This is a genomic window from Streptomyces sp. cg35, assembly GCF_050410835.1.
Lineage (GTDB): Bacteria > Actinomycetota > Actinomycetes > Streptomycetales > Streptomycetaceae > Streptomyces.
The window spans coordinates 78,334-99,585 of the sequence record NZ_CP191269.1; the positions used below are offsets into that span (position 1 = coordinate 78,334).

Annotated in this window: 22 protein-coding genes; 21 read left to right on the plus strand and 1 reads right to left on the minus strand. The window is 67.6% G+C overall.

Annotation, left to right across the window (positions count from 1 at the left end):
• Positions 1-267: 267 nt before the first annotated feature.
• The gene (locus ACQUQD_RS41900) at positions 268-1,569 is read right to left on the minus strand and encodes a helix-turn-helix domain-containing protein (protein WP_428957797.1); all 1,302 of its coding nucleotides are present in this window, start codon (positions 1,567-1,569) and stop codon (positions 268-270) included.
• 698 nt (positions 1,570-2,267) lie between these two features.
• Between ACQUQD_RS41900 and ACQUQD_RS41905 the strand changes: the two genes are divergently transcribed.
• The 21 genes from ACQUQD_RS41905 to ACQUQD_RS42005 all read left to right on the plus strand — a co-directional run bounded on the left by ACQUQD_RS41905 (position 2,268) and on the right by ACQUQD_RS42005 (position 21,251).
• The gene (locus tag ACQUQD_RS41905) at positions 2,268-4,352 is read left to right on the plus strand and encodes an ATP-dependent DNA helicase (protein ID WP_428957798.1); all 2,085 of its coding nucleotides are present in this window, start codon (positions 2,268-2,270) and stop codon (positions 4,350-4,352) included.
• 133 nt (positions 4,353-4,485) lie between these two features.
• Positions 4,486-5,208, plus strand: a complete 723-nt coding sequence (locus tag ACQUQD_RS41910) for a hypothetical protein (protein WP_428957799.1) — start codon at positions 4,486-4,488, stop codon at positions 5,206-5,208.
• An 87-nt stretch (positions 5,209-5,295) separates the two neighbouring features.
• The gene (locus ACQUQD_RS41915; protein ID WP_428957800.1) at positions 5,296-5,802 is read left to right on the plus strand and encodes a hypothetical protein; all 507 of its coding nucleotides are present in this window, start codon (positions 5,296-5,298) and stop codon (positions 5,800-5,802) included.
• A complete protein-coding gene (locus tag ACQUQD_RS41920; protein ID WP_428957801.1) occupies positions 5,799-6,674 on the plus strand; it encodes a 5'-3' exonuclease in 876 nt (291 codons plus the stop codon). Before ACQUQD_RS41915 ends, ACQUQD_RS41920 begins: the two co-directional genes overlap by 4 nt.
• Positions 6,675-6,808: 134 nt before the next feature.
• Positions 6,809-7,297, plus strand: a complete 489-nt coding sequence (locus ACQUQD_RS41925; RefSeq protein ID WP_428957802.1) for a hypothetical protein — start codon at positions 6,809-6,811, stop codon at positions 7,295-7,297.
• A 63-nt stretch (positions 7,298-7,360) separates the two neighbouring features.
• Positions 7,361-8,212 (plus strand): ATP-binding protein, encoded by an 852-nt coding sequence (locus ACQUQD_RS41930; RefSeq protein ID WP_428957803.1) that lies wholly within the window; start codon positions 7,361-7,363, stop codon positions 8,210-8,212.
• Between the two features lie 2 nt (positions 8,213-8,214).
• On the plus strand, positions 8,215-8,790 hold the full coding sequence (locus tag ACQUQD_RS41935) for a hypothetical protein (RefSeq protein ID WP_428957804.1): 576 nt from the start codon (positions 8,215-8,217) through the stop codon (positions 8,788-8,790).
• Positions 8,787-10,091: a DnaB-like helicase C-terminal domain-containing protein gene (locus tag ACQUQD_RS41940; protein ID WP_428957805.1), complete on the plus strand. Its 1,305-nt coding sequence runs from the start codon at positions 8,787-8,789 to the stop codon at positions 10,089-10,091. The genes ACQUQD_RS41935 and ACQUQD_RS41940 overlap by 4 nt, the downstream gene beginning before the upstream one ends.
• Positions 10,088-10,708: an RNA polymerase sigma factor gene (locus ACQUQD_RS41945; protein WP_428957806.1), complete on the plus strand. Its 621-nt coding sequence runs from the start codon at positions 10,088-10,090 to the stop codon at positions 10,706-10,708. The genes ACQUQD_RS41940 and ACQUQD_RS41945 overlap by 4 nt, the downstream gene beginning before the upstream one ends.
• Positions 10,705-11,037 carry a hypothetical protein gene (locus ACQUQD_RS41950; RefSeq protein ID WP_428957807.1) on the plus strand — a complete coding sequence of 111 codons (333 nt, stop codon included), beginning with the start codon at positions 10,705-10,707 and terminating at the stop codon, positions 11,035-11,037. Before ACQUQD_RS41945 ends, ACQUQD_RS41950 begins: the two co-directional genes overlap by 4 nt.
• Positions 11,027-12,136, plus strand: a complete 1,110-nt coding sequence (locus tag ACQUQD_RS41955; RefSeq protein ID WP_428957808.1) for a toprim domain-containing protein — start codon at positions 11,027-11,029, stop codon at positions 12,134-12,136. The genes ACQUQD_RS41950 and ACQUQD_RS41955 overlap by 11 nt, the downstream gene beginning before the upstream one ends.
• Positions 12,133-12,531, plus strand: a complete 399-nt coding sequence (locus tag ACQUQD_RS41960) for a hypothetical protein (protein ID WP_428957809.1) — start codon at positions 12,133-12,135, stop codon at positions 12,529-12,531. The genes ACQUQD_RS41955 and ACQUQD_RS41960 overlap by 4 nt, the downstream gene beginning before the upstream one ends.
• 3 nt (positions 12,532-12,534) lie before the next feature.
• On the plus strand, positions 12,535-13,266 hold the full coding sequence (locus ACQUQD_RS41965; RefSeq protein ID WP_428957810.1) for a hypothetical protein: 732 nt from the start codon (positions 12,535-12,537) through the stop codon (positions 13,264-13,266).
• Positions 13,267-13,305: 39 nt separating this feature from the next.
• Positions 13,306-14,292 (plus strand): hypothetical protein, encoded by a 987-nt coding sequence (locus ACQUQD_RS41970; protein WP_428957811.1) that lies wholly within the window; start codon positions 13,306-13,308, stop codon positions 14,290-14,292.
• Positions 14,293-14,419: 127 nt separating this feature from the next.
• Positions 14,420-18,097 (plus strand): DNA polymerase III subunit alpha, encoded by a 3,678-nt coding sequence (gene dnaE / locus ACQUQD_RS41975; protein ID WP_428957812.1) that lies wholly within the window; start codon positions 14,420-14,422, stop codon positions 18,095-18,097.
• An 8-nt stretch (positions 18,098-18,105) separates the two neighbouring features.
• Complete coding sequence (locus ACQUQD_RS41980; RefSeq protein WP_428957813.1) at positions 18,106-18,708, plus strand: hypothetical protein; 603 nt, start codon at positions 18,106-18,108, stop codon at positions 18,706-18,708.
• A gap of 84 nt (positions 18,709-18,792) precedes the next feature.
• Positions 18,793-19,929: a hypothetical protein gene (locus ACQUQD_RS41985; protein ID WP_428957814.1), complete on the plus strand. Its 1,137-nt coding sequence runs from the start codon at positions 18,793-18,795 to the stop codon at positions 19,927-19,929.
• Complete coding sequence (locus ACQUQD_RS41990) at positions 19,926-20,213, plus strand: hypothetical protein (RefSeq protein ID WP_428957815.1); 288 nt, start codon at positions 19,926-19,928, stop codon at positions 20,211-20,213. Before ACQUQD_RS41985 ends, ACQUQD_RS41990 begins: the two co-directional genes overlap by 4 nt.
• The gene (locus tag ACQUQD_RS41995) at positions 20,210-20,401 is read left to right on the plus strand and encodes a hypothetical protein (RefSeq protein ID WP_428957816.1); all 192 of its coding nucleotides are present in this window, start codon (positions 20,210-20,212) and stop codon (positions 20,399-20,401) included. Before ACQUQD_RS41990 ends, ACQUQD_RS41995 begins: the two co-directional genes overlap by 4 nt.
• Complete coding sequence (locus tag ACQUQD_RS42000; RefSeq protein WP_428957817.1) at positions 20,398-20,853, plus strand: hypothetical protein; 456 nt, start codon at positions 20,398-20,400, stop codon at positions 20,851-20,853. The genes ACQUQD_RS41995 and ACQUQD_RS42000 overlap by 4 nt, the downstream gene beginning before the upstream one ends.
• The gene (locus ACQUQD_RS42005) at positions 20,850-21,251 is read left to right on the plus strand and encodes a hypothetical protein (RefSeq protein WP_428957818.1); all 402 of its coding nucleotides are present in this window, start codon (positions 20,850-20,852) and stop codon (positions 21,249-21,251) included. The genes ACQUQD_RS42000 and ACQUQD_RS42005 overlap by 4 nt, the downstream gene beginning before the upstream one ends.
• Position 21,252: the final 1 nt, after the last annotated feature.

The following is a 21,252-nucleotide window of genomic DNA, read 5'->3' on the forward strand; positions in this document are numbered from 1 at the left end:
AAGAAACTGCTGGTCAAAAGGACTTCAGGCAGAGTTCTTCTCACGGAAGCCGGTGCACTCAAGGCAGTTCCAGCACCCGCTGCCCATGGCGATCGACTTCCTGTGACCGTCCTCGGGGTGCTCACAGACACAGAGCCGGGATACAGGCCTCCGAGGGGGATCAGGAAGAGGCGCTGCGACACAGGGGTGCTGCTCGTGGAGTGCGATGGAGGCATTGATCTGGGCATTCAGGTCAGACATGGGGCTCCAGAGAAGGAAAAGGCCAGTTCAGGCGGCGTGTAGAGCAGCTTCGGCCTGGGAGCGGGCTTCGTAGTCCTGCACAGCCTCACGGGCCATCTGAAGGAGAGTGCCGTAATCCGGCTCAGGACCCGGCTCCACGACGAGGAAGCGGCCGTCGGAGGCCACCACCAGGTCGGGGAGGATCTCGCCAGTGACAGGGTTGAAGGCGACGCCGTCCCAGGAGTGGCTGTTCACCTCGTCGCCCCGGATCGGGACGACGTCGGGCATGCGGCGCTGCCGGAGGCGGGGGAGAGTCATGGTCAGCCAGACCTCGCGCTGGGCCCTGTGGAGGGCCTGACGGCGCTTCAGGGTCCCCAGCGTGCCCTCGCGGTCCGCAACCATGTCCCAGCCGTCCCAGGCGCCGGAGAGGGCCTCCTGAGCCGTTTCCGTGAGCTGCCAGACCTCATCGGTACGGACGACCAGGCCGTGCTTTGCAAGGAGCTTGACGACCCGGTAGGCCGTCGCGGCGCTCATGCACGCGCGCTCCTGCAGGTCCTTCACCGTCTGCCGGTCGCTGGCGGACAGTGCGGCCAAGACCTTGAGGGAGGACGTACCCAGACCCCGATGGGCGAAGGCGTCCAGGCTCATCAGCCGCTGCACCACGTCGACATCGATCTCGGCAGTGCTTCTCACGTTCGACACATTCGACGGGCGGGGGGAGGCTGGCGCCCCCTTCGGGGTGTGTCGTGGATGAGAACCGTCGAGCAGGCACCAGCTGGACCCGTGCTCGCCCCGGCCGCTTTCGGTCAGCCGCAGCCAGCGGCCCTCCAGCCTCCTCTTCACGGCCTTGTACGCGGTCGCAGCCGTGCACCCGGCGACCTCTGCGGCCTCGCGGAAGGAGAAGGTGAATGCGCGTCCACCGGCCTTGCGGGCGGCGTGCCAGAAGGCCATCAACACGCGGAGGGCGGTGTTCTCGGCGGTGCCCTTCCAGGACTGAGCGCCGATCGTGGCGCGCAGCTGCAGCAAGTCGACGATGGCGTCCTTGCGGTCGGCGATGCCGGTGTCCCGGGTCAGCAGGCTCGCGCGCTCCCAGACCCGGTCCAGGTACTCCTCGGCCTTGGCGTGCCCCTTGTGGTCGCGCATGGCGCGGGAGTGAGTGCCGCCCTTGGACGGCCAGGCCAGCAGGGCCTCCAGGAACTGGGATTTGTTCCACTTCGCCCGCACAGTCGCGGTGGCCAACGCGCAGGTCACCGCGTGCCCGTGGTTGTTCTTGGTGGACTTGTCGCGGCGCTTGCGGGCCAGCAACGCGTAGGTCTCGTCCACGTCGCCCTCGATCATCAGCCGCGCCATGCGGCGAGAGAGTGCGGGGAAGGACTGAGCCCAGTGCTTTAGCGGAAGGTCAAGTTCCGACGCAGAAGAGAGAGATGCGGTTCCACAAACTTGGTCGAGATTTCCATCACAGGTGTCCTGCGGCATGAGGGCGGGGCCCGTAGACTGGTCCAGCACGGCGGGTTGCTGGCCTTTCTCTTGGAGGGGAGTGGCCGAACCACCGTGAGGGCGATGGTCAGACCGACTAGGTCGCGTCACCTGGGGACCTTCCCTGGCGGGAAAACAGGTCCCACTGGCCGGACGGGGAGCATGGCGGCTCCTTACCGGCAGGCCCTGGAGAGGGCCGAGCTTGGCCGCCCTAAGAGGCGGCGAGGGGCGCAGATACCCGTGGCGGGATCTGCGCCCCTCTAGCCGTTTCTGGGGAAAACACAGAGATCAACTCCTTGGCGCGGGCAAAGAAGCCCGGAAATTGTGGCGGGTGACCGCGTGGCGGGTGGCGGTCCGGAGGCCATTCAACCTCATCTGCCCCCCAAATGTGGAGCGCCTCGTACGAGAAGCCCTGTGGGGACGCCACTCTCGGGCGTGTCGCCGGGGTGTCAGTGGCCTCTCGTACGCTCTGAAACTTCCTCAGCTCCAAAACGCGACTTACCCAAAACATGGGAAGTAGCGTCGGCTGCACGCCAGGAACACCCGCCACGCCACCGCCAAGGGGAAACCCCATGCCGCCCGCCGCCACGATGCCCACGACGTTCCTCGCTGCGCAGTCGATTCTCGCCGCGCAGCTGCCCAACTACCGCCGCCGCCCGCAGCAGGAGACGCTTGCCGCCGGGATCGAGGCCACCTTTGCGCACGACACCCCGAAGTGGCTCCTGGCTGAGGCAGGCACCGGGACTGGCAAGTCCCTTGGCGCGATGATCCCCGCGATTCTGGCCAGCACCCTGGGCGAAGCCCCCCGGCGCTACGTGGTGGCCACCTCCACCATCGCCCTGATGAACCAGTACATCCGCAAGGACCTCCCGTTCCTGGAGAAGGCCCTGGCGGAGGCCGGGATCACTTTCAAGTGGGCGCCGCTGAAGGGCATCTCGAACTTCCTGTGCCTGGCCAAGCTCAACGAGAACCCCGCCATCGAGCACCGAGCCGCGCTCATGGAAGAGATCACCCCCAGCGCCGAGGGGGAGTACACGCACAGCGGCGACCGCGACGACGTCAAGACCCCGATCGACCAGCGCACCGAGTGGCCCCTGGTCTCTGCCACCTCCGACGAGTGTCCCGGCAAGCAGAAGTGCGCCATGGCCGCGCGCTGCTTCGGCCTGCGCCACAAGGCCGAAGCGAAGGAGGCCGACATCGTCGTGACGAACACGGCGATCCTGATGACCGACGTCAAACTCCACAAGCAGATCCGCGAAAACTCCGAACACGGCGTCGGTGTCCACGTCCTCCTCGACGACTACGACGGCCTCATCGTGGATGAGGCTCACGAGTTGGAGGACACCGCAACCAAGCACCTCGGCTTCGACATCAGGCAGGGCGGCCTGACCAAGTACATCGGTCTGGTCGTCTCGTTCCTGAACGTCCACGGGGGAGCCGAGGTCGGAGCGCAGGACCAGCAGATCAAGATCCTCGACAGGCTCGACGATCTCGGCTCGGTCATCAGAAGGGCCATTGACGACGCGGACAAGCTCCTCATCGACACCCCCTTCCTGGTCGAGCACTTCGACCTGTTCGAGGGGCTGTATGGCGAGCTGGACCGGCTGGTGGCCTTGCTCCGTAAGACCAAGGTCTCGCGCGGCTCGGAAGAGAAGCACGGGGACACCAAGAGCCGCCTCGAAGCCCAGGGGGCGAACTACCTCACCCACATCAAGGAAGTGCTCGGCGCCGCGCCGGACAAGACCGTGCGCTGGGTGGAGCTGTCCAAGCGCAGCAAGGGTCCTGCCATGCAGGGCGGCACCGAAACCCGGTGGGTGATCAAGACGGCGCCCATCGAGGTCGGCCAGTACCTGCGCGAGGAGCTGTGGAGCCAGGTCCCGGCCGTCCTGATGTCGGCCACGCTCAGCACGGGCACCGGCGCCAACCGGTTCAGCTACATCACTCGCTCCCTCGGCCTGGAGGGCGCGGCCACGCTCGACGTCGGCACGCCCTTCGACTACGCGAGCCAGGCCCTCGTCTACGTCCCCGCCCCCTCCGTGCCCGACCCTGGCCGCAAGACGCGGGACGCCTGGGAGACCTGGATGCCCGAGGCCACCCTGGAGCTGGTGCGCATGTTCGGCGGCGGCGCGATGCTCCTGTTCACCAGCCGCAAGACCATGCAGCGCACCCACGACCTGATCGCCCCGCGCCTGCGCAAGGACCGCATCGTCAGCTACCTGCAGGGCGGCGACCTGACCAACCGGGAGATCGCCGACCGCTTCCGCGACGACGAGGACTCTGTCCTGTTCGGGCTGCGCAGCTTCATGACGGGCATGGACTTCCCCGGCCGTACGAACAGGCTCACCGTGGTCGACAAGCTTCCCTTCGCGGTGCACACCGATCCGATCGTCGCCGCCCGCGAGGAGGCCATCCGCAAGCGCGGCGGCGCCCCCTTCTACGACCTGGCCATCCCCTCCATGACCCTGGTCCTGGAGCAGGCGTTCGGCCGCCTCATCCGGAGCGCCAACGACTGGGGGGCCGTCGCGATCATGGACTCCCGGCTGTCCTCCACGTCCTGGGGCAAGGGCATCGTTCGCGCGCTGCCGCCCGCCCCCTCCACGACGAGCCTCGCCGACGTGCAGACCTTCCGTGACGCCTGGGAGAACGCACCCCGCTGACGGCGCTCGACCCAGCAGACGGTCCCTGGGGCGAAGTGGGTTCCTCGAAATCTTGGTACTCACCCAATAAATTGGGTAAGGTGGGTTTTACGCCAGGAACCGCAACACCCGCCACAGCACGAGGAGCACCGCCATGTCCAAGGCCCTCTCCACCACGTTCGACTTCGACGCCGCCGTCGTTCGCCTCAAGGGCGACCTCGGAACCAACCTCGGCGACCTGCTCGCGCAGCTCGCCACCACGCCCGACCCCAAGGTCCAGAAGAACGCCGACCTTGTCACCGTCGAGCGCGTCGGCGAGGACCTCATGCGCAACATCGCCGCGCTGCCCGCAGCGTTCAACCGGATCGACCCCAAGAGCAAGCGGGCTCTGACCAAGCCGGAGCTGGCTGCGCTGCTGGAGGAGAAGCAGCTCATCGACGCCGTCGAGAAGGCGATCAAGAAGCGCAAGTCCCGCCTCCACAGCATCATCTCCGACCACTTCGACCGTGTCGCCGAGCGCCGCAAGCTTGCCGGAGAGGACACCCTCACGGACGCCAAGGGGCACTACCTCATCGCCTCCAAGGGCAGCCCCGAGGAGGCCCCGATCGAGGGCAGCGGCCGGTACTTCACCCGCGAGCGGGCCAGCGACACCACCACTTTCAGCATGAGCGCGCTGCTTGAGGGCGTGGCGAGCGGCGAGATCAGCAGGGCCGACTACCTGGCCTGCACCCGGCCGGTGCGCACGCGAGAGATCGACGAGGACAAGCTCAGCCGCATGCTCGTCTCGAAGAAGCTGCGCCCCCGCGCCCAGGCCCTCATCAGCAAGATCGGCGTCGTGAAGCGGGGAGGACTGAGCATCAATCTGCGCGGCAAGTAGTAGAAAGCCCGTACCCCACAGACAATAGCCACACCATCACCTCCGACCGGGACCCCGGCCGGAGGCGGCGGTGTATGGAAGGTCAACATGCCTCAGCCCCTGGAGCCCATCATCATCGAGCCACATGAAAGCGACCGGCTCGCGGACCCTGCCAAGGGCGAATTCCTCCTGTACGACAAGGACTTCCCGCCGGAGGAGGATCCCCGGTTCGCCGTTGTCACGGAGGGGGAGCCTCTGTGCAAACCGCACTTCGGTCTCAGCGAGACCGCCGCGTGGGTCTTCGGCAGGAAGCCCGACTGGCTGCGCCGGATGACCAAGGGCAAGCCGTGGCGCAACCAGACCGCCGACGGCTACACCCCCATGCAGACCACGCCGCTGCTCCTGCAGGGCAAGCCCCTGATCATCCGGCAGGTCAAGGGACGAGGTCTCGGACCCCAGCGCCGCTTCACGCTTGCCGACATCGAGCGCCTCGCGTGGGCGCTGTACGAAACCGGCAGCATCGACGGAGCGGAACTCCAGCGCGCCTCCGCGATCCTCGTAGCCGTCGCCCGCCAATACGGCTTCCAGGACGACCACGAGCAGGAGCAGGCATGAGACCTCTTCTGCTCGTGGACGGCAACAACCTGCTGATACGCGCCGTCGAAGCGACCCGCAACCACCGGACCGTCATGGCGAACGAGGCCGGGACCAACACCGCCGCCCTCGTCGTGTTCGCCAACACCGTCGCCCGCTACATCCGCACCGAAGTGCCCTTCCGCGTCACCGTGCTGTGGGACGGCGGTTATGCCGCCCGCACTGCCCTCTACCCGGCGTACAAGGCGAACCGCCCCCAGGCCGCCGATCCCTACCGAAGCACCTCGCGCGCGCTCGTTCGCGACTGGCTCCGCGTCTGCGGCATTCCCCAGCTCCAGGTCGACGGCGTCGAGGCCGACGACCTCATCGCCTCGTACTGGCGCACTGCCACCAGTCCCGTCACGATCCTGTCCAACGACAAGGACATGCTCCAGCTGGTCGGCTCCACCCCCACCGGCCACCCGTGCGACCAGATCCGCATCTCATCCTCCGCCACCCCCACCGACCGTTGGGGCGCCGACCGGGTCGCCGCGCACTACGGATGCACGCCCGAGCAGCTGCCGCTTTTCCTCGCCCTCGTCGGCGACGGCTCCGACAACATCCCCGGCGCCCGGGGCATCGGCGAGAAGCGTGCCATCCAACACCTGTCCGACGCCGGATGGAACCTCGACGCCGTCACCTACCCCGCCATCGTCAGCCAGCGCGCCGACATCGACCTGTTCCTCAAACTCGTCGACCTGCGCAACGGCACCCACTACCCGGTGCCGACGACCAGCCCGTTCATGCCCGTACGCCCCGGCCCCGGACCCGAGTGGCAAACCCTGCACGCCTTCCTGCAGCAGCATGGCCTGCGCGAGTTGACGCGCCGTCTGACCGCTGGCGAACTCTGGTAGACGACTTTCTTGCTCTCGTCGCTGACGTGCGGATAGCGTCAAAGCGCCTCGACCGCCACGAGGCATCCCACGGCAGCGACATCGGCCCTGTCGTGCCGCCACCAGCCACCGCCAGGGTTGGAGACCGCAACATCATGATCGACTTTTCTGCTGCCACCTACGGCAAGGCCGCTGCCGCGCCCACGCGCGAAGAGACCATGCCGATCCTGACCGACACCTTCCCCGGCGTGACCCCGCTGCTGATCACCACACCAGCCGCACCGTCCGCCTTCGCCCACCTCCTGGAGCGCGAGACCAGCACAGTCGGCCGCGTGACCGTGCCACAGGCCTCCACCGACCTCCTCGACGCCCCCGCCCAGTGGACCTGGCAGCAGCTGCGCGACTACGTACTGCGCTCCATCGCCGACCGCCACGGTCCGCAGCCGCCGACCGACCCGGCCCGCGAAGCCTCCATCTTCAAGAGCTTCCACGGCCGCTGGGGAGCCCAGGCCGGACCGATTGCCCGCTTCGCCTTCGAGCAGCAGGACGGCTACTGGAACTCGGCCCCGGTCACCGCGACCCGCTTCTGCAAGGCCAGCGACCAGTACTTCGCCGCCCCGATCGCAGAGCGCCTCACCGCCTGACCACCTCCTGAACCAGGAGACACCTCGCCCGGCCGCCACGGGCTCATCCAAGGACCCGCCACCTTGAAAACCCAACCCCCTCTGCCGTCGGCCTGCCAGCCGCTGGCCAATGCCGACTTTGAGCGACTCAAGGCCGCCCGGCCCCGCCTGTGGACCGACCCGAAGGCCACCTGCCTGACCTGCCTGAAGAAGGACGGCAGCACCTACCGCTGGTACGACACGGACGCGCTGGAGCGCACCCCAGAAGCGGTCGTTACCTACGAGTGCAACTGCCGCGACCAGTGGCTCATGCACCTGTGGTTCCTCAACGCGGGCATCCCGCTCAACTACCAGCGGCTCGGCTGGGGCGACGTTAAAACCGTGGACCCTCAGGTCGTAGAGCAGCTCGTGACCTACGCCGTCCAGGGTGCCCGCAGCATCGCCCAGGGCCGCAACCTGATTCTCTGGTCCAAGAGCCCCGGCACCGGCAAGACGCTCCTGCTCGCCCTGCTCTGCAAGGCGCTCATGCTGAACGGCTACCAGGTCCATTTCGCGCAATTCAACGAGATCATCGACCTGTTCACCGACTCCTGGCGCGACAAGACCGAACGCGAGCAGTGGAAGCGCCGCGTACGCAACGTGGACGTCCTCGCCATGGACGACTGGGGCAAGGAACACAAGGGTCGCCTGGAGATGGTCGAGGCGATGGTCGACCAGATCGTCCGCGCCCGCGTCGGCGACTCCGCTCCCACCGTCTTCACCACGAACCTCACCCCAGACGAGATCCAGCAGAACTACGGCCTGTACGCGATGAGCCTGCTCACCGAGGCCGCCGATTTCATCGAGATCGGCGGCGCCGACTACCGGCCCCGCCGACGCGAACTCACCCGCCAGGAAGCCGACCTCGGCCTGGCACGACCCATCACGGCGGTATGAACATGAGCAACGACGACCTCTACCACTCCCTTGTCCGGCGCGGGGATGCCCTCAGCGTGCCGACGCGCTTGCCGGGCCAGCCGAAGCCGCACGTCGTCGACATTCCGCTCCCGGCCCAGAAGGTCGAGCCGAAGCCCACAGCGGAGCACGCAGTACACACCCAGGCCCTGCTGGACCAGGCCGCACGGAGGCTGGCCGCGATCCATAGCGTCCTCGGCCAGGTGGCCACCGACGTAACAGAACTCGACCGGGCCGTCGGGTACATGACCAACAGCCTCTTCGCACCAGGCACCGAACTTGCCGAAGCGCGCGTCCAGATCGAGAAACTGCAGCGGGAGAAGCAGTCCGTCATCGCGGAGGCCCGCCGCCAGAAGAACCGCGCTGACAAGGCCGAGGCCCAGCTCCCCGAGGCCGAGAGGACGAACGGGATCGTCTTCCTGCGCCGGACCCCGGGCGACGCCATCAGGTACTTCTCCAACGAGATCATCAAGCACGCCGACAACCACCCCTTCCTCGTGGGCTCGGCCATGGGCCTGCGCATGGTCGCCGACGACGTCGACGGGATGCCTCAGAGGTGAGCACGCACGCCGAGGCGACCCTGTACGCCTCCCTGACCGACGTGGACGCACTGGAGCAGCTGGCCGACATCGGCCTCGCCGCCGAGTGCATCCCGATGACCGGCATGCGCGACGTCGTCGCCTACGCGGTCGACTACTTCTACCGATCCGGCCGAACCAAGGCGCCCAGCCGCGAACTGCTCATCGAGCACTGGGGGCACCGCCTGGAGCAGTGCCAGGTCGAACTGCCCGACGAAGACGTCCAGGCCGACGAGGTCTTCGCCGCGATCGACTACCTGCAGTCGCAGCACGTCCTCGCCGAGACCCAGCGGCTCCTGCGCGAGATCGCCGTCGGCACCGCCCAAGCCGAACCGCACGAGCGCGTCGAAGCCGTACACGAGGCCGCCCAAGCCTTCCACGACCTGTCCATGGCAGTCCGTGACCGCTCCAGCGAGGTCGAGGGCATCCAGGGGCTGCAGGACTCGCTCGCGCGCTACGACCAGCGAGCCGCCGCCCCCCGGGTGATCACCGGCATGTCGCTCGGGATTGACGCCGTCGACCAGCACACCCTCGGCATCCACGGCGGCGAGATCTGCACCTGGGCCGCCCCGCCAAAGGGTGCAAAGTCCTGGACCTCCACCCACGTCGCGCACACCGAGTGGAAGGCCGACCGCGAGGTCGTCCTGTACACGCTGGAAAACGCCGTGGACATGTCCTACGACCGGCTGGCCTGCCAGATCTGCTGCGTCGACTACCGCGACTACCAGAAGGGCACCTGCACGCCCGAGGACGTCGATCGCGTCCGCACCTGGCTGTCGATGAACGCCGACGACCTGCGCGAAGGACTCCACATCCTCTCCCCGGACACTGGCATGCGTACCCCGAGCGCCCTCATTCGCCAGGCCCAGTCCTACGGCGCCAAGTCGATCATCATCGACCAGCTCAGCCACATCGAGCACCCGTCTCCGAACGACCGCCGCCCCAAGCACGAGAAGATCGCCGACATCATGAGCGAGCTGGCCGCGCTCATCACCACCGGCCGCTACACCCCGCCGCTTTTCCTGTGCGCCCAGATCAACCGTGAGGGCGTCGCCGCCGCAGCGAAGGCTGGGCGCCTTGAACTACAGCACCTCGCCGAGTCCGCCTCGATCGAGCGCTACTCGTCCTGGGTGTTCGGCCTCATGCGCTCCGACACCGAGATCGCCGCCGGAATGGCCACCCTGCAGATGCTCGCCTCCCGCCGCATGGACCTCCTCAACTGGCGGATGGCCTGGGAGCCCTGGTTCGGCACCCAGCACGCGCTGGGGGAGGTGTCCCTGTGAACGAACTCAACGACGGCTACGGCGACGCTCTCACCACCGACGAGGTGATCGGCGAGTATGAGTCCTGGCTGCACGCCCGCGCCCACCAGATGCTTTCCCCCGCCGACCCCCGTCACGACGACCTCGTCCAAGAAGGACGCATAGCCATGTGGCAGGCACTGGACCGGCACGACCCCGTTAAGGGGGCACTGCCGTCCTGGCTCACCCAGCACGCCACCTGGCACATGCGCGACGTACTCACCCACCGCGACCGCTGGACCGGCCGCCCCGCCCGCTCCGGCAACAGCGGCGTCGACCAGAAGGTCACCCACGTCGAATCCCTCGACGCCCACCTCGACCCCGGCGATGGCCAGCCCTCCCGCGAGCACGTCGCCGGAATCACTCCGGACGTCGCCGACGAGGCCATGATCGCCTACCACCGAGGCGAGATATCCAAGGCCCTGGACCTGCTCAGCGACAGCCAGAAACGCTACGTCCACCTCCGGTTCTTCGACGACCTCAAGGGCGCGGAGATGAAGGCCCAGTTCGGCTACGACCCCTCCGCCCTGTGGAACAGCCCTCGCAACGGCGCCAAGCACAAGCTGCGTGCCCACCTCTCACACTTGGAAGCCGCATGACCGTCACCGCCGTCACCCCCGTCGCAGCCCCGGCCTCCGACGCACCGTCCTGGCTCCGGCCGTTCAGCACTGTGATCAGCATTGCCGAGGACGGGGGCGGGATCACCGAGGCCACCTCCTGCCTGAAGTGCCGCTCGACCGACACCGTCGTCGAGTACCACTCCACGGCCGTCGCCGGGTTCACCTGCTTCGACCAGATCCACAGCCTGCGCCTGACCAACGACCTCGACCAGGAGGCCTTCGACCAGGCGCTCGGCGCTGAGCATCTGTGCCGCGCCTGCCTGGCATGCCACTTCACCTGGTGCGAGAAGACCGCCGATGCGGGCTGAACTCGACGAACTGACGGCGCTGCCCGAGGGGCACAAGGAACAGATCGCCCACGACGTCCTCGACTCCCTCGGCATCACGCTCATCCGTCAGCAGAAGGACGAGCTGATCCACGCATGCCCGGTCTCCGATTACCACTCGGACCAGGAGCGCAACCCGACGGCCGCACTCAACGCCAGCAACCTCATGTGGCACTGCCTCGGCTGTGGCGCGGGCGGCACCGTCCTGTGGCTCATCGCCACCCTGCGCAACGTCACCATCGAGCAGGCCCTCCAGTGGCTGCACGGCGAAGCCGGGCTCGCCCGGGTCATGGAGCTGCCCGACCTCCTGGCCCTGTTCGAGTCGCTGTACAAGGAGAAGGACAAGCGGGCTCCACTGCCCGTCTACAGCCCGCGCATGCTGCAGCGCTGGGAAGAACAGGGCATCCCCGACTACATCCTCGACGGACGAAAGATCCCCATCACCACCGCCGTGGCCAAGGGCATCTGCACCGACCCCGACGGCTTCGTCGGCCCGCCCGAAAGCCGCGTGCGCACCGGCCCGCGCGCCGTCATCCCGCACTGGTGGGACGGCAAGCTCGTCGGCTGGCAGTCCCGCCGCCTGCCCGGCGCCGACCCGAAGGCCCCCAAGTACCTCTCCACGCCCGGGTTCCCGCGCGAGGAGACCGTCTTCGACCACCAACCCCACCTCGACACCATCATCGTCGTCGAATCACCCATGAGCGCACTGCGGCACCGCCACCACCAGGCACTGTCCGCAACCTTCGGCGCCGACGTCACGGACGAGCAGATCCGCATCCTCGCCCAGGGCCGCAAGAAGGTCATCTGGTGGCCGGACAACGACGAAGCAGGCTGGAAAATGGCCTCAGGCCGCACCTTCAAGAACCGCTTCTACCCGGGCGCGGCCGAGCGGGCCTCCCGCTACTGCCAGAACTGGGTCGTCCAGAACCCCTTCGCCGCCGACCCGGCCGACATGAGCGACGAGATGGTCGCCGCCGTCCTCGCCGAGTGCGTGGTGCCCTGGCCGATCTGGCAGAGGCCCACCCAGCTGTACTGCCACCTGTGCCTCCAGACGAACCATGACGGGCCCTGCCGACCATGAACCACGAGACACACAAGATCGAGCCCTTCCGAACCACGAGCGAGACCGTGCAGTGGCTCAAGCCGTACCAGGCCGCACTCGTCCCGCCCCCGGACCTGTCCGCCCCGACCACACACTTCGGAATCCGCCAGCCCGACTGCGACACGCTGATCTTCAGGGTCGGTGACACCCTCTGCTGGGACGGCACTCATGTCCGAGTGCACTCCTCCCCGACTCAACGGGTGGAATCCTGCGACACCATGGAGGAACGTATGCTCAAGTTCGGTACCGGCCAGATCACCGTCCCCGACGACCGCGAGGACGGCACGATCGTCCGCACGGCCGCCGCGCTCACGGACGAGCAACGCGCCGCCATCCTCAGCGAGGGGGAGGCGGAGACCAGCGAGGGGGAGTAGACGATGGGCGGACTGCAGCTCGTCGGCCGCCCAGACCACGCCATCCTCTCCACCAGCAGAGTCCTGGTCCCGCTGCGCTCCGCCACCATCTGCGTCGATGCCAACGGGTACTACCGGGCCCTCGGCGTACGCCCTGGCGCCTCCCGCCGCGAGCTGATGCATGCCTACCGGGCCCAAGGCGGCGAGAACGACGCCTATCTGACCTATGTCATGGGCCAGCTCCTGAACGCCAAGACGCGCGCGCAGTACGATGCCACGCCCCTCGGAAGGCCGTTCCCGGACCGGTACGTCGTCGCCGGATGGCGCCGCCAGGCCGAGCACATTGCCGCCCGGCGGGACACCGGAGAGACGACAGAAGACATTCTTGAATCCCTGATCCGGGCCGCCGAAGAACCGAACGGCCAATTTCTTGATTCGGCTCCCGCCGAAGGCTTTGATGATGACGGGAAGAGGAACCGCCAGTCCTCAGCCCACTCCCCGGCAGCATGGCCGTACGCCTACCTGCTCCTGGACTCCACCTGCGACGACATGTCCAGGCTGGCCCAGTGGCAAGAAGGACTCGGCCGCGCTCTGGCAGACCAGGGAATCCACCAGTTCACGGTCGGATTCCACGGAACGTCGGACCTGCCGTTCCTCGTGGCGAAAGACGTCGGCACCCCCGTCCTCTTTCTCCACGAAAACGCTTCGGTGACCGGGGAGTTGATTGCGGCAGCCGCCACTGCCGCTGTCGGTTAGCCGACATCACCCGCCATCAGAACTTCATCAGGAGCTTTCGTGACCGCCAGCACGAATCCCGTCATGTCCTTCCGCCGTGGTGGCAGTGCCGCCGAGCAGGCCGAGAAGGAAGCCAATGTCAGCAGTGGTGGCCGTCGTGGCCCGGACTACTTCAGCCTCCGCGAGGACGGCGCTTCCACGGTCGTGCGTCTGCTGACCGACCACGACGAGTGGATCTGGGTCGACCAGCACAGCTTCGTCCCGACGAAGCCCGGTCCCAAGGACGCGGAAAAGTGGCCGGAGTCCATGACCTCCGTCTGCCGCTACGACAAGGCGTTCGGCGGCCACTACTCGGACTGCTACATCGACGACGCGAAGATCAAGAACAAGTGGGGCAAGCTCGCCTCTCCTCGCATCCGAGTCTGGGCCCTTGCCATCGAGCGCGAGCTGGTCCGGGGCGACGGCAGCGAGGCCCTGGGTGGCCCGTCCATGAACGGCATCGTCGTCGGAGTCCGCGACAAGATCGACGAGATCGACGAACTCGACGCCGAGGGCAAGGCCACCGGCATCAAGCTGAAGTACCCCCGCATCATCGTGATCAACCAGCCGATGAAGGGCTTCTTCAGCAACCTCAAGGCCCTCTACGGCCTCTACCGCACCGTCTGCGACCGTGACTTCGAGATCACCCGCGACGGCACCGGCACTGACACCAACTACAAGATCGTCCCGATCGACCCGATCCCGGAGCTGAAGCCCGGCACCCCTGCCTGGGAGAAGTACGGCCAGGCCGTCGCCGAGCGCGAGATCAGCCTCGACGCGATCGTCGCCGACAAGGCGTCCGACGAGTACTACGCGAGGTTCTTCGACCCGTCCAAGACGGTCGACAAGGACGGCAACGTCGTCGCCTCCGGCAGCGCGGCAACCACCTCCGGGATGGTCAACCTCCCCGCCGCAGCCGAAGCCGCCGCACCGGCCCCCGACGGCACCACCGGCCTGCCCGCCGACCTCCAGGCCCGCATCCGCAACCTGGGTGCCCCCGCCGCCTGACCGGCGGCCAAAACCCGGTCCGCCCTGGCCGTTGAGAACGGCTGCAGCGACGCCCCTCCACGCTGAGCCCTCCCCAGGGCGGACCGGCTCCATCAACTCCCCTTCACCCTGCGCGAGGACCACCACCGTGCTGCGCCTCATCACCTCCCACGCACCAGGCACCCCTTTTCTTCAGGTTGGCGAATATCGCGGCCCCGCCCCGGCCCTCGTCGAGCATGAGGGTGACGGCACCCGCTGGCTTCTGTCTCCTGCGACGCAAACCCCCTCCGTCTCTGCAGCGTTCTGGCGGCTGGCACAGCGCGAGGGCGCAGCCGGAGTCCTCCTCCATCTGGTCAACGGGGTCGTCGCGTATCCGGCCCACAGCATCGACCAGCACGGCCGTGAGGTTCAGGGCCTGGTCCTTCTGCCGGGTGCGGCGGCGGCCGTCTTCAACGAGGCCCCCACTTACCACGAGGTCCTCGACCAGCTCGAAGCGAAGAACTCGCTGGATCAGGCCACCAGCACCTTCGTCCACCTGCACACTCACAGCGAGTACAGCCCGCTTGACGGCCTGTCCCGCATGGACGAGATCGTCCGCGAGGTCACCTTCCACGGCCAGACCGCCGTCGCCATCACCGACCACGGGACCTGCGCCGGACACCCCGCCCTCCAGCGTGCCGCCGACGCCGCAGGCATCCGGCCGATCTTCGGCATCGAGGCGTACTTGTGCGAGGACCGCATCGTGCGCGCCGAGAAGGGTGACAAGGAGCTGCAGGAGCGCCTGCGCAACGACTACTGGCACCTGTGCCTGTTCGCCGAGGACAACACTGGCCTGCGCAACATCTGGGCCGCCAGCACCCAGTCCTTCCGTGACGGCTTCTACCACCGCCCCCGCATGGACTGGAACACCCTCGCAGAGTTCAACGACGGCGTCATCGCCTCCACCGGCTGCCTGCGCGGCCCCGTCGCTGTCGCCCTCGAAGCAGGAGACACCGACCTCGCCCGCGCCCGCCTGACCCGGCTCATGGACCTCTTCCCCGACCGGCTGTACGTCGAGCTGCAGCCCAACGACATGGAAAAGCAGGTCCGCCTCAACCGCGAACTCGTCGCCCTGGCCCGCGAGTTCCACCTGCCACTGCTGGCCACCGTCGACTCGCACTTCCCGACCGCCGACGACGCTGACGCCCACCACACCTGGATCGCCTGCCAGACCCAGAGCGACGTCCAGGACGAGGGCGACCTCTTCGCCGAGGACCTCAACCTGTACGTGATGGGAGAGGCCCAGGTCCGCGCCGGACTCGCCTACCTCGGCGACGACGTCGTGAAAGAGGCCATCCTCAACACCTCTGCCCTCGCCGACCGCTGCCAGGCCCGCATCGACGGCGACACCACCACCCCCAGCTTCACCGGCGACCCGCAGGAGGACGTCGAGCGCCTGCACCGGCTGTGCGTGAAGAACTGGGACCGGATCCCGGTCAGCAACGACCCCCTGGTGACCGCCTCCTACGTCGAGCGCTACCACCGCGAGATGGACCTGCTGATCGAGAAGGGGTTCGCCGGGTACTACCTGATGGTCGCGGACTACTGCGGCTGGGCCAAGGACAACGGCATCCTGGTGGGCCCCGGACGTGGCTCCGGCGGCGGTTCACTGGTCGCTTTTCTTGCCCGCATCACCAGCCTCGACCCGGTCAAGCATGACCTGCTCTTCGAGCGCTTCCTGACCCGGGGCCGCAAGGGGCTCCCTGACTTCGACGTGGACTTCCCGGCCTCCAAGAAGGCCGAGATCCTCGGCTATCTCCGCCAGCGCTGGGGCGCCGAGCAGGTCGTCACTATCGGCTCCGAGGGCCGCCTGAAGAACAAGGCTGTGCTCGACAACCTGCTGAGGGCGATGCGCTCGCAACTCCCCGAGAACGCCGAGGCCGACCTGAAGCAGGTCAAGGAGCTGATCAAGGAGGCCGAGGCGGGCACCGCCGGACTCGGCATGTCCTGGGAGGACCTGTGGGTCCAGCACGGCGAGGAACTGCAGCCCTACGCCGACCGCTACCCGACCCTGTTTGCCATGGCCGAGCGCCTGGTCGGCCGCCTCAAGAGCTACGGCCGCCACGCCGCAGGCGTCGTCATCTCCACCGGCGCCCCACTCACCACCTGGCTCCCGATGCGCACCATCGACGGCGAAGAGCAGATGGTCACCCAGTGGTCCATGGACGACATCGAGGCTGTCGGCTTGGTGAAGTTCGACATTCTCACGCTCAGGACGCTGGACACCGTCCAGCAGTGCATCGACCTCGTGACCAGCCGCCGGGGCTATCAGCTCGACCTCGAAGTCTGGGACAAGGAGTTCGAGGACCCCCAGGTCTGGGAAGAGGTCGCCGCCGCCCACACGCTCGGTATCTTCCAGATCGAGACCCACTCCGGCACCCGCCTGTGCGAGCGCATGCGTCCGTGCAACATCGCCGAACTCGCCGACATGGTCACGATCGTGCGGCCAGGCCCCATGAACTCCGGCCTGACAGACGCCTACCTGCGCCGTCGCGCCGGAGAGCAGGCCGTCACCTACCCCGACGAGCGGCTACGCCGCGTCCTGGAACCCACCTGGGGCGCCATGATCTACCAGGAACAGGTCATGGCGGTCACGCGGCTGTTGGCCGGATATGACGAGTCCGAGGCTGACGCCGTCCGCAAGATCCTCGGGAAGAAGAAGGTCAGCGCCATCGCCGCCGCAGGCGAGGAGTTCCTGAGCCGCGTCGACATGCCGCGCGAGGCCGCCGAGCGGCTGTGGAACCAGATGGCCGAGTTCTCCAAGTACGGCTTCAACAAGTCCCACGCCTACGCGTACGCCTTCCTCGCGTACTGGACCGCTTTCCTCAAGGTCCACTACCCGCTGGAGTTCCTCGTCGCAGCGATGAGCACCGTCGACAACGACCGGCTGCCCGAGTTCGTGAAGGAGGCCCGCCGCGTCGAAGTGGACGTCCTGCCGCCCGACATCAACGCCTCCGGCACCGGATTCTCCGCCGACCCCACCGCATACGCCGTCCGCTACGGCCTCGATTCGGTAAAGGGCGTGGGGTCGAAGGCAGTCGCCGACATACAAGCGGGCCAGCCGTACAACCACTGGGACGACTTCACCGACCGCAAGGGCCCCAAGGCCAACGCGGGCGTTGTCGCCCTGCTGGCCCGCGTCGGCGCCTTCGACTCCCTCGTGCCCAACCGGCGCGGTCTGGAGGCCAAACTCTTGGCGGCGAAGACCGGCGCGGACAGCCGCTGCATGCACAAGGACGAGGCACTCGCCGAGGACAACCTGCAGGCGCCCCTGCTGCCCTGCTCCTTCGACTGGTCCACAGAGCCCGTCCCGGTCAACCAGCGCACCGGCAAGAAGCTCAAGCCCAAGGCACCGCCGAAGCGGTGCACCAAGGCCTGCCGCCAGTACACACCCCGGCCGCCGATGCAGATCAACGACGTCGAGCCATACACCGCCGAGGACATCCGGATTATCGAGCAGGAGATGCTCGGCACCTACCTCAGCTCCACACCGTTCGACCGGCTCGCCCCCGAAGACCGGGCCGCCTGCCTTGCCAATGCCGAGCGCCTGGCCACCGGCCCCAACGGCAACTACATCGTCGCCGCGATCGTCACCAGCGCCCGCCCCCACCGCACGATCGACATGGGCTTCATCTCCCTGGAGACCGAGACCTCCACCCTCAGCGCAGCAGTCTTCCGCGATGCCTGGGCCACCGAGCGGACCCGCCTCACCAAGGGCCAGCTCTGCTTCGCCGAACTCCGCAAGACCGACCGAGGGCTCAACCTCGTCGCCTACCAGCCCCTGTGAGGAGCACCATGCCTGCCATCGTCACCACCATCGCCCACCCGTACTGGGGCGCCCTTGGCGCCCTGGCCGCCACGACCCGCGCCGACATGAAGATCTCCCAGGCGAAGATCGCCATCCAGCTCGGGCTGACGGTGCGCGACTACGCGGCCCTGGAGAGCGGCTTCATCCCCGCCGAGGTCGCCGACGCCCTCGGCCGGACCAAGTTCAGCACCTTCGACAAGGTCTTCGGCTGGGATGAAGGCACGGCGAGCAAGACCATCGAGGGCGCGCTGCGCACGATCATCAACCCGGTGCCGGTCCTCGCGCTCGGCGACCGCTCGACCTACCCGAGCGCCGCCTGGAGCCGCCTCGGCAAGGCCGTGCAGCAGGCCCGCATGGCCCTGAACATCAGCAAGCCGACCCTCGCCTACGCCATGCAGTCCTCCAGCAAGACCATCATGCGTCTGGAGGAGGGCCGCATCTACGGCGACCCGCGCACCGCGCCGCCCGGCGACTACAACAGCGAGAAGTACCTGCTCAAGCGCCTGCCGTTGCTGGAGATGGCCCTGGAGTGGGAAGCCGGGCAAGCAACTCAGGTCCTTGAAGGCTCAATTGCCACTTCCGCAGCGTAAGCTGCCCCCATTCAAGCCATCCGCCAGTGGCCTGAATCAGCTGCCCGCCACAGCTGGCTCAACACTCCACCGCCAGGGAGATCCATGCCCCCCGCCAAGGGCCTCGCAAAGCTCCGCGCCGACCTCACCAAGACGTACGGCGACCGCTACACCCGCCGCGACATGATGGTCCGCCCGACCTTCATCTCGTCCGGCTCGCTCACCGTTGACTACGCGCTCGGCGGCGGCTTCGCCCTCAAGCGCACCCACGAGATCGTCGGTCCCGAGGGCATGGGCAAGACCTCCCTCGCGAACCTCACCATGGCCAACGCCCAGAAGGTCATGCCCGACCGCGCCGTCGGCCTCATCGACATGGAGCAGGCGTACGACTTCGACTGGGCCGAGAGCCTCGGCGTCGACCTCAGCGAGGACGCCTTCTTCCACCTCTACCCCGACCACTCCGAAGACGTCTCCGACCAGATCAGCATGCTGCTGCGCAGCGGCGACGTCTCCCTGGTCGTCGTCGACTCGATCGGCGGCATGGAGTCCAAGGCGGCCTTCGAGAAGAAGGCCGACGAGTCCGCCATGGGCAAGAACGCCCAGGTCATCTCCCGCATGGTCAAGCGCGTCGCCGGACTGTGCCGCCAGCACAACGCCGCCGTGATCTTCATCAACCAGTACCGGGCGAACATCGGCTCCCCGCGCGGCGGCGAGAAGCCCGCCGGACCATCGGCGCTGAAGTACAACACGACCACCCAGGTCAAGATGTCCCGCACCGGCGAGACCACCCGCAAGATCAGCCTGGTCGACGCCGTCTCCGAAGCCCCCAAGGAGCTGGAGGTCGGCCGCCAGCTGCGCGTCAAAGTCGCCCGGAACAAGCTCGCCGTCCAGGGCCGCTCGGCCGACTTCTGGTTCTACAACCACCCCGGCGGCATCGGCCACATCGGCATTGACCGCACCGACGAAGCCGCCGTCCTCGGCATGGCCGTCGGCGCCATCAAACGCCTGACCACCGTCGCCTACGAGATGCCCGACGGCACCAAGGTCAACGGCGGCCGCCCCGGCGTCAAGGCCGCCCTCGAAGAGCGCCCCGAGCTGGTCGACCTCGTCCGCGAGCGTGCCCTCATGTACATCGCAGACGAGGTCAAGGACGAGCGAGAAGTCTCCTACGACGACGCCCCTGAGGGCGTCAACACCGCCACCGGCGAGATCCTCTCTAACGCCAAGGAGGTCACCGCATGACCGACCTGCTCCTCGTGGTCGCCGCCGTCAACTTCGTGCTCACCACGGTGATCGTCGTCGTACTGGTCGCCCACCGCAGGAAGACCATCACGGCCGCCGCCCGCCCGGTCGACCCGGCAAACCCGCCCACCTTCGCCACCGTCATCCGCGCCGACGGCGACCCGGAGACCTGCTGCACCTGCCACGGCCAACCCGTCCAGGACGGCGAACGCGTCCTGCACTGGCCCCTCCCCGCACAGGTGCTGTGCGAGCGGACCTACACCACCACGGAGAACCCGCGATGACCCACACCTGCCGTCCGCCCTTCCCCAGCACCAGCAACACCCACATCGGCGACATCTTCACCTGCGAGTGCGGCCACGAGTACGAGCTGGTCTTCACCGGCTTCTGGCGTCTCCCGCTGCGCCTGCGCCGCCTGTGCGAGGGCTTCGCCCGCCTCAGCCGCCGCATGTTCCCGGGCGGCGCCCGGTGAGCCTCAACAAGGACATGGGGGACGCCCACGAGGCCCACATCGCCGAGGTCCTTGGCATGCGGCAGTCGCGGGGGAGCGGCAACCAATGGCGCGACCCGATCGACGCCCGCCACAACCACCTCGACACCCAGTACGCCTTCGCGGTCGACGGCAAGTCCACCCTCGCCAAGTCGGTCAGCGTCACCCGCGACATGTGGGCCAAGGCCGTCCAGCAGGCCGGAGCAGAGCGCCCCATGCTCGCCCTGCGCTTCTACGACGACGCCTCCCTCAGCCGCGTCCATGCCGACCTCGCTGTCTGCGAGTTGGACGACTTCGCCGAACTCCGTGAGGCCGCCCAGATGTGGGAGCAGACCAAGCCGCTCCTGGAGGCCCTCATCGCCTCACGGGCCCGCTGCATGCCTGTACTCGTCGCCAAGGCGGAACGCCTCCTCGAAGAGGAGCAAGGCCGGTGACCGAAGTCTGGAGCTACCTCCTCACCGCCGTCGGCGTCCTCGGCATCGCGCTCGCCGGACGCAAGCAGCAGCGCGGCTGGCTCGTCAGCCTCTGCGCCCAGGGTCTGTGGGCCGCCTACGCCGTGCAGAGCCACCAGTACGGCTTCCTGCTCAGCTCGTTCATCTACGGCTACGTCTACGCCGACAACTACGCGCGCTGGCGCCGTGGCAACCACGCCAGCGTCACCGAGATGCGCGAGGCCGCCGAGCAGTGGGAGCAGGCCAAGCCACTGCTTGAGGCCATGCTCCGCGCCCATCGCGTCGACCTCTTCCACGCCAAGGCCGACGAGTTCATCGACGAGGCCGAGCGCCTCCTGGACGACACCCTCATCAACTCACCTCAGCGAACCGGGAACTGAT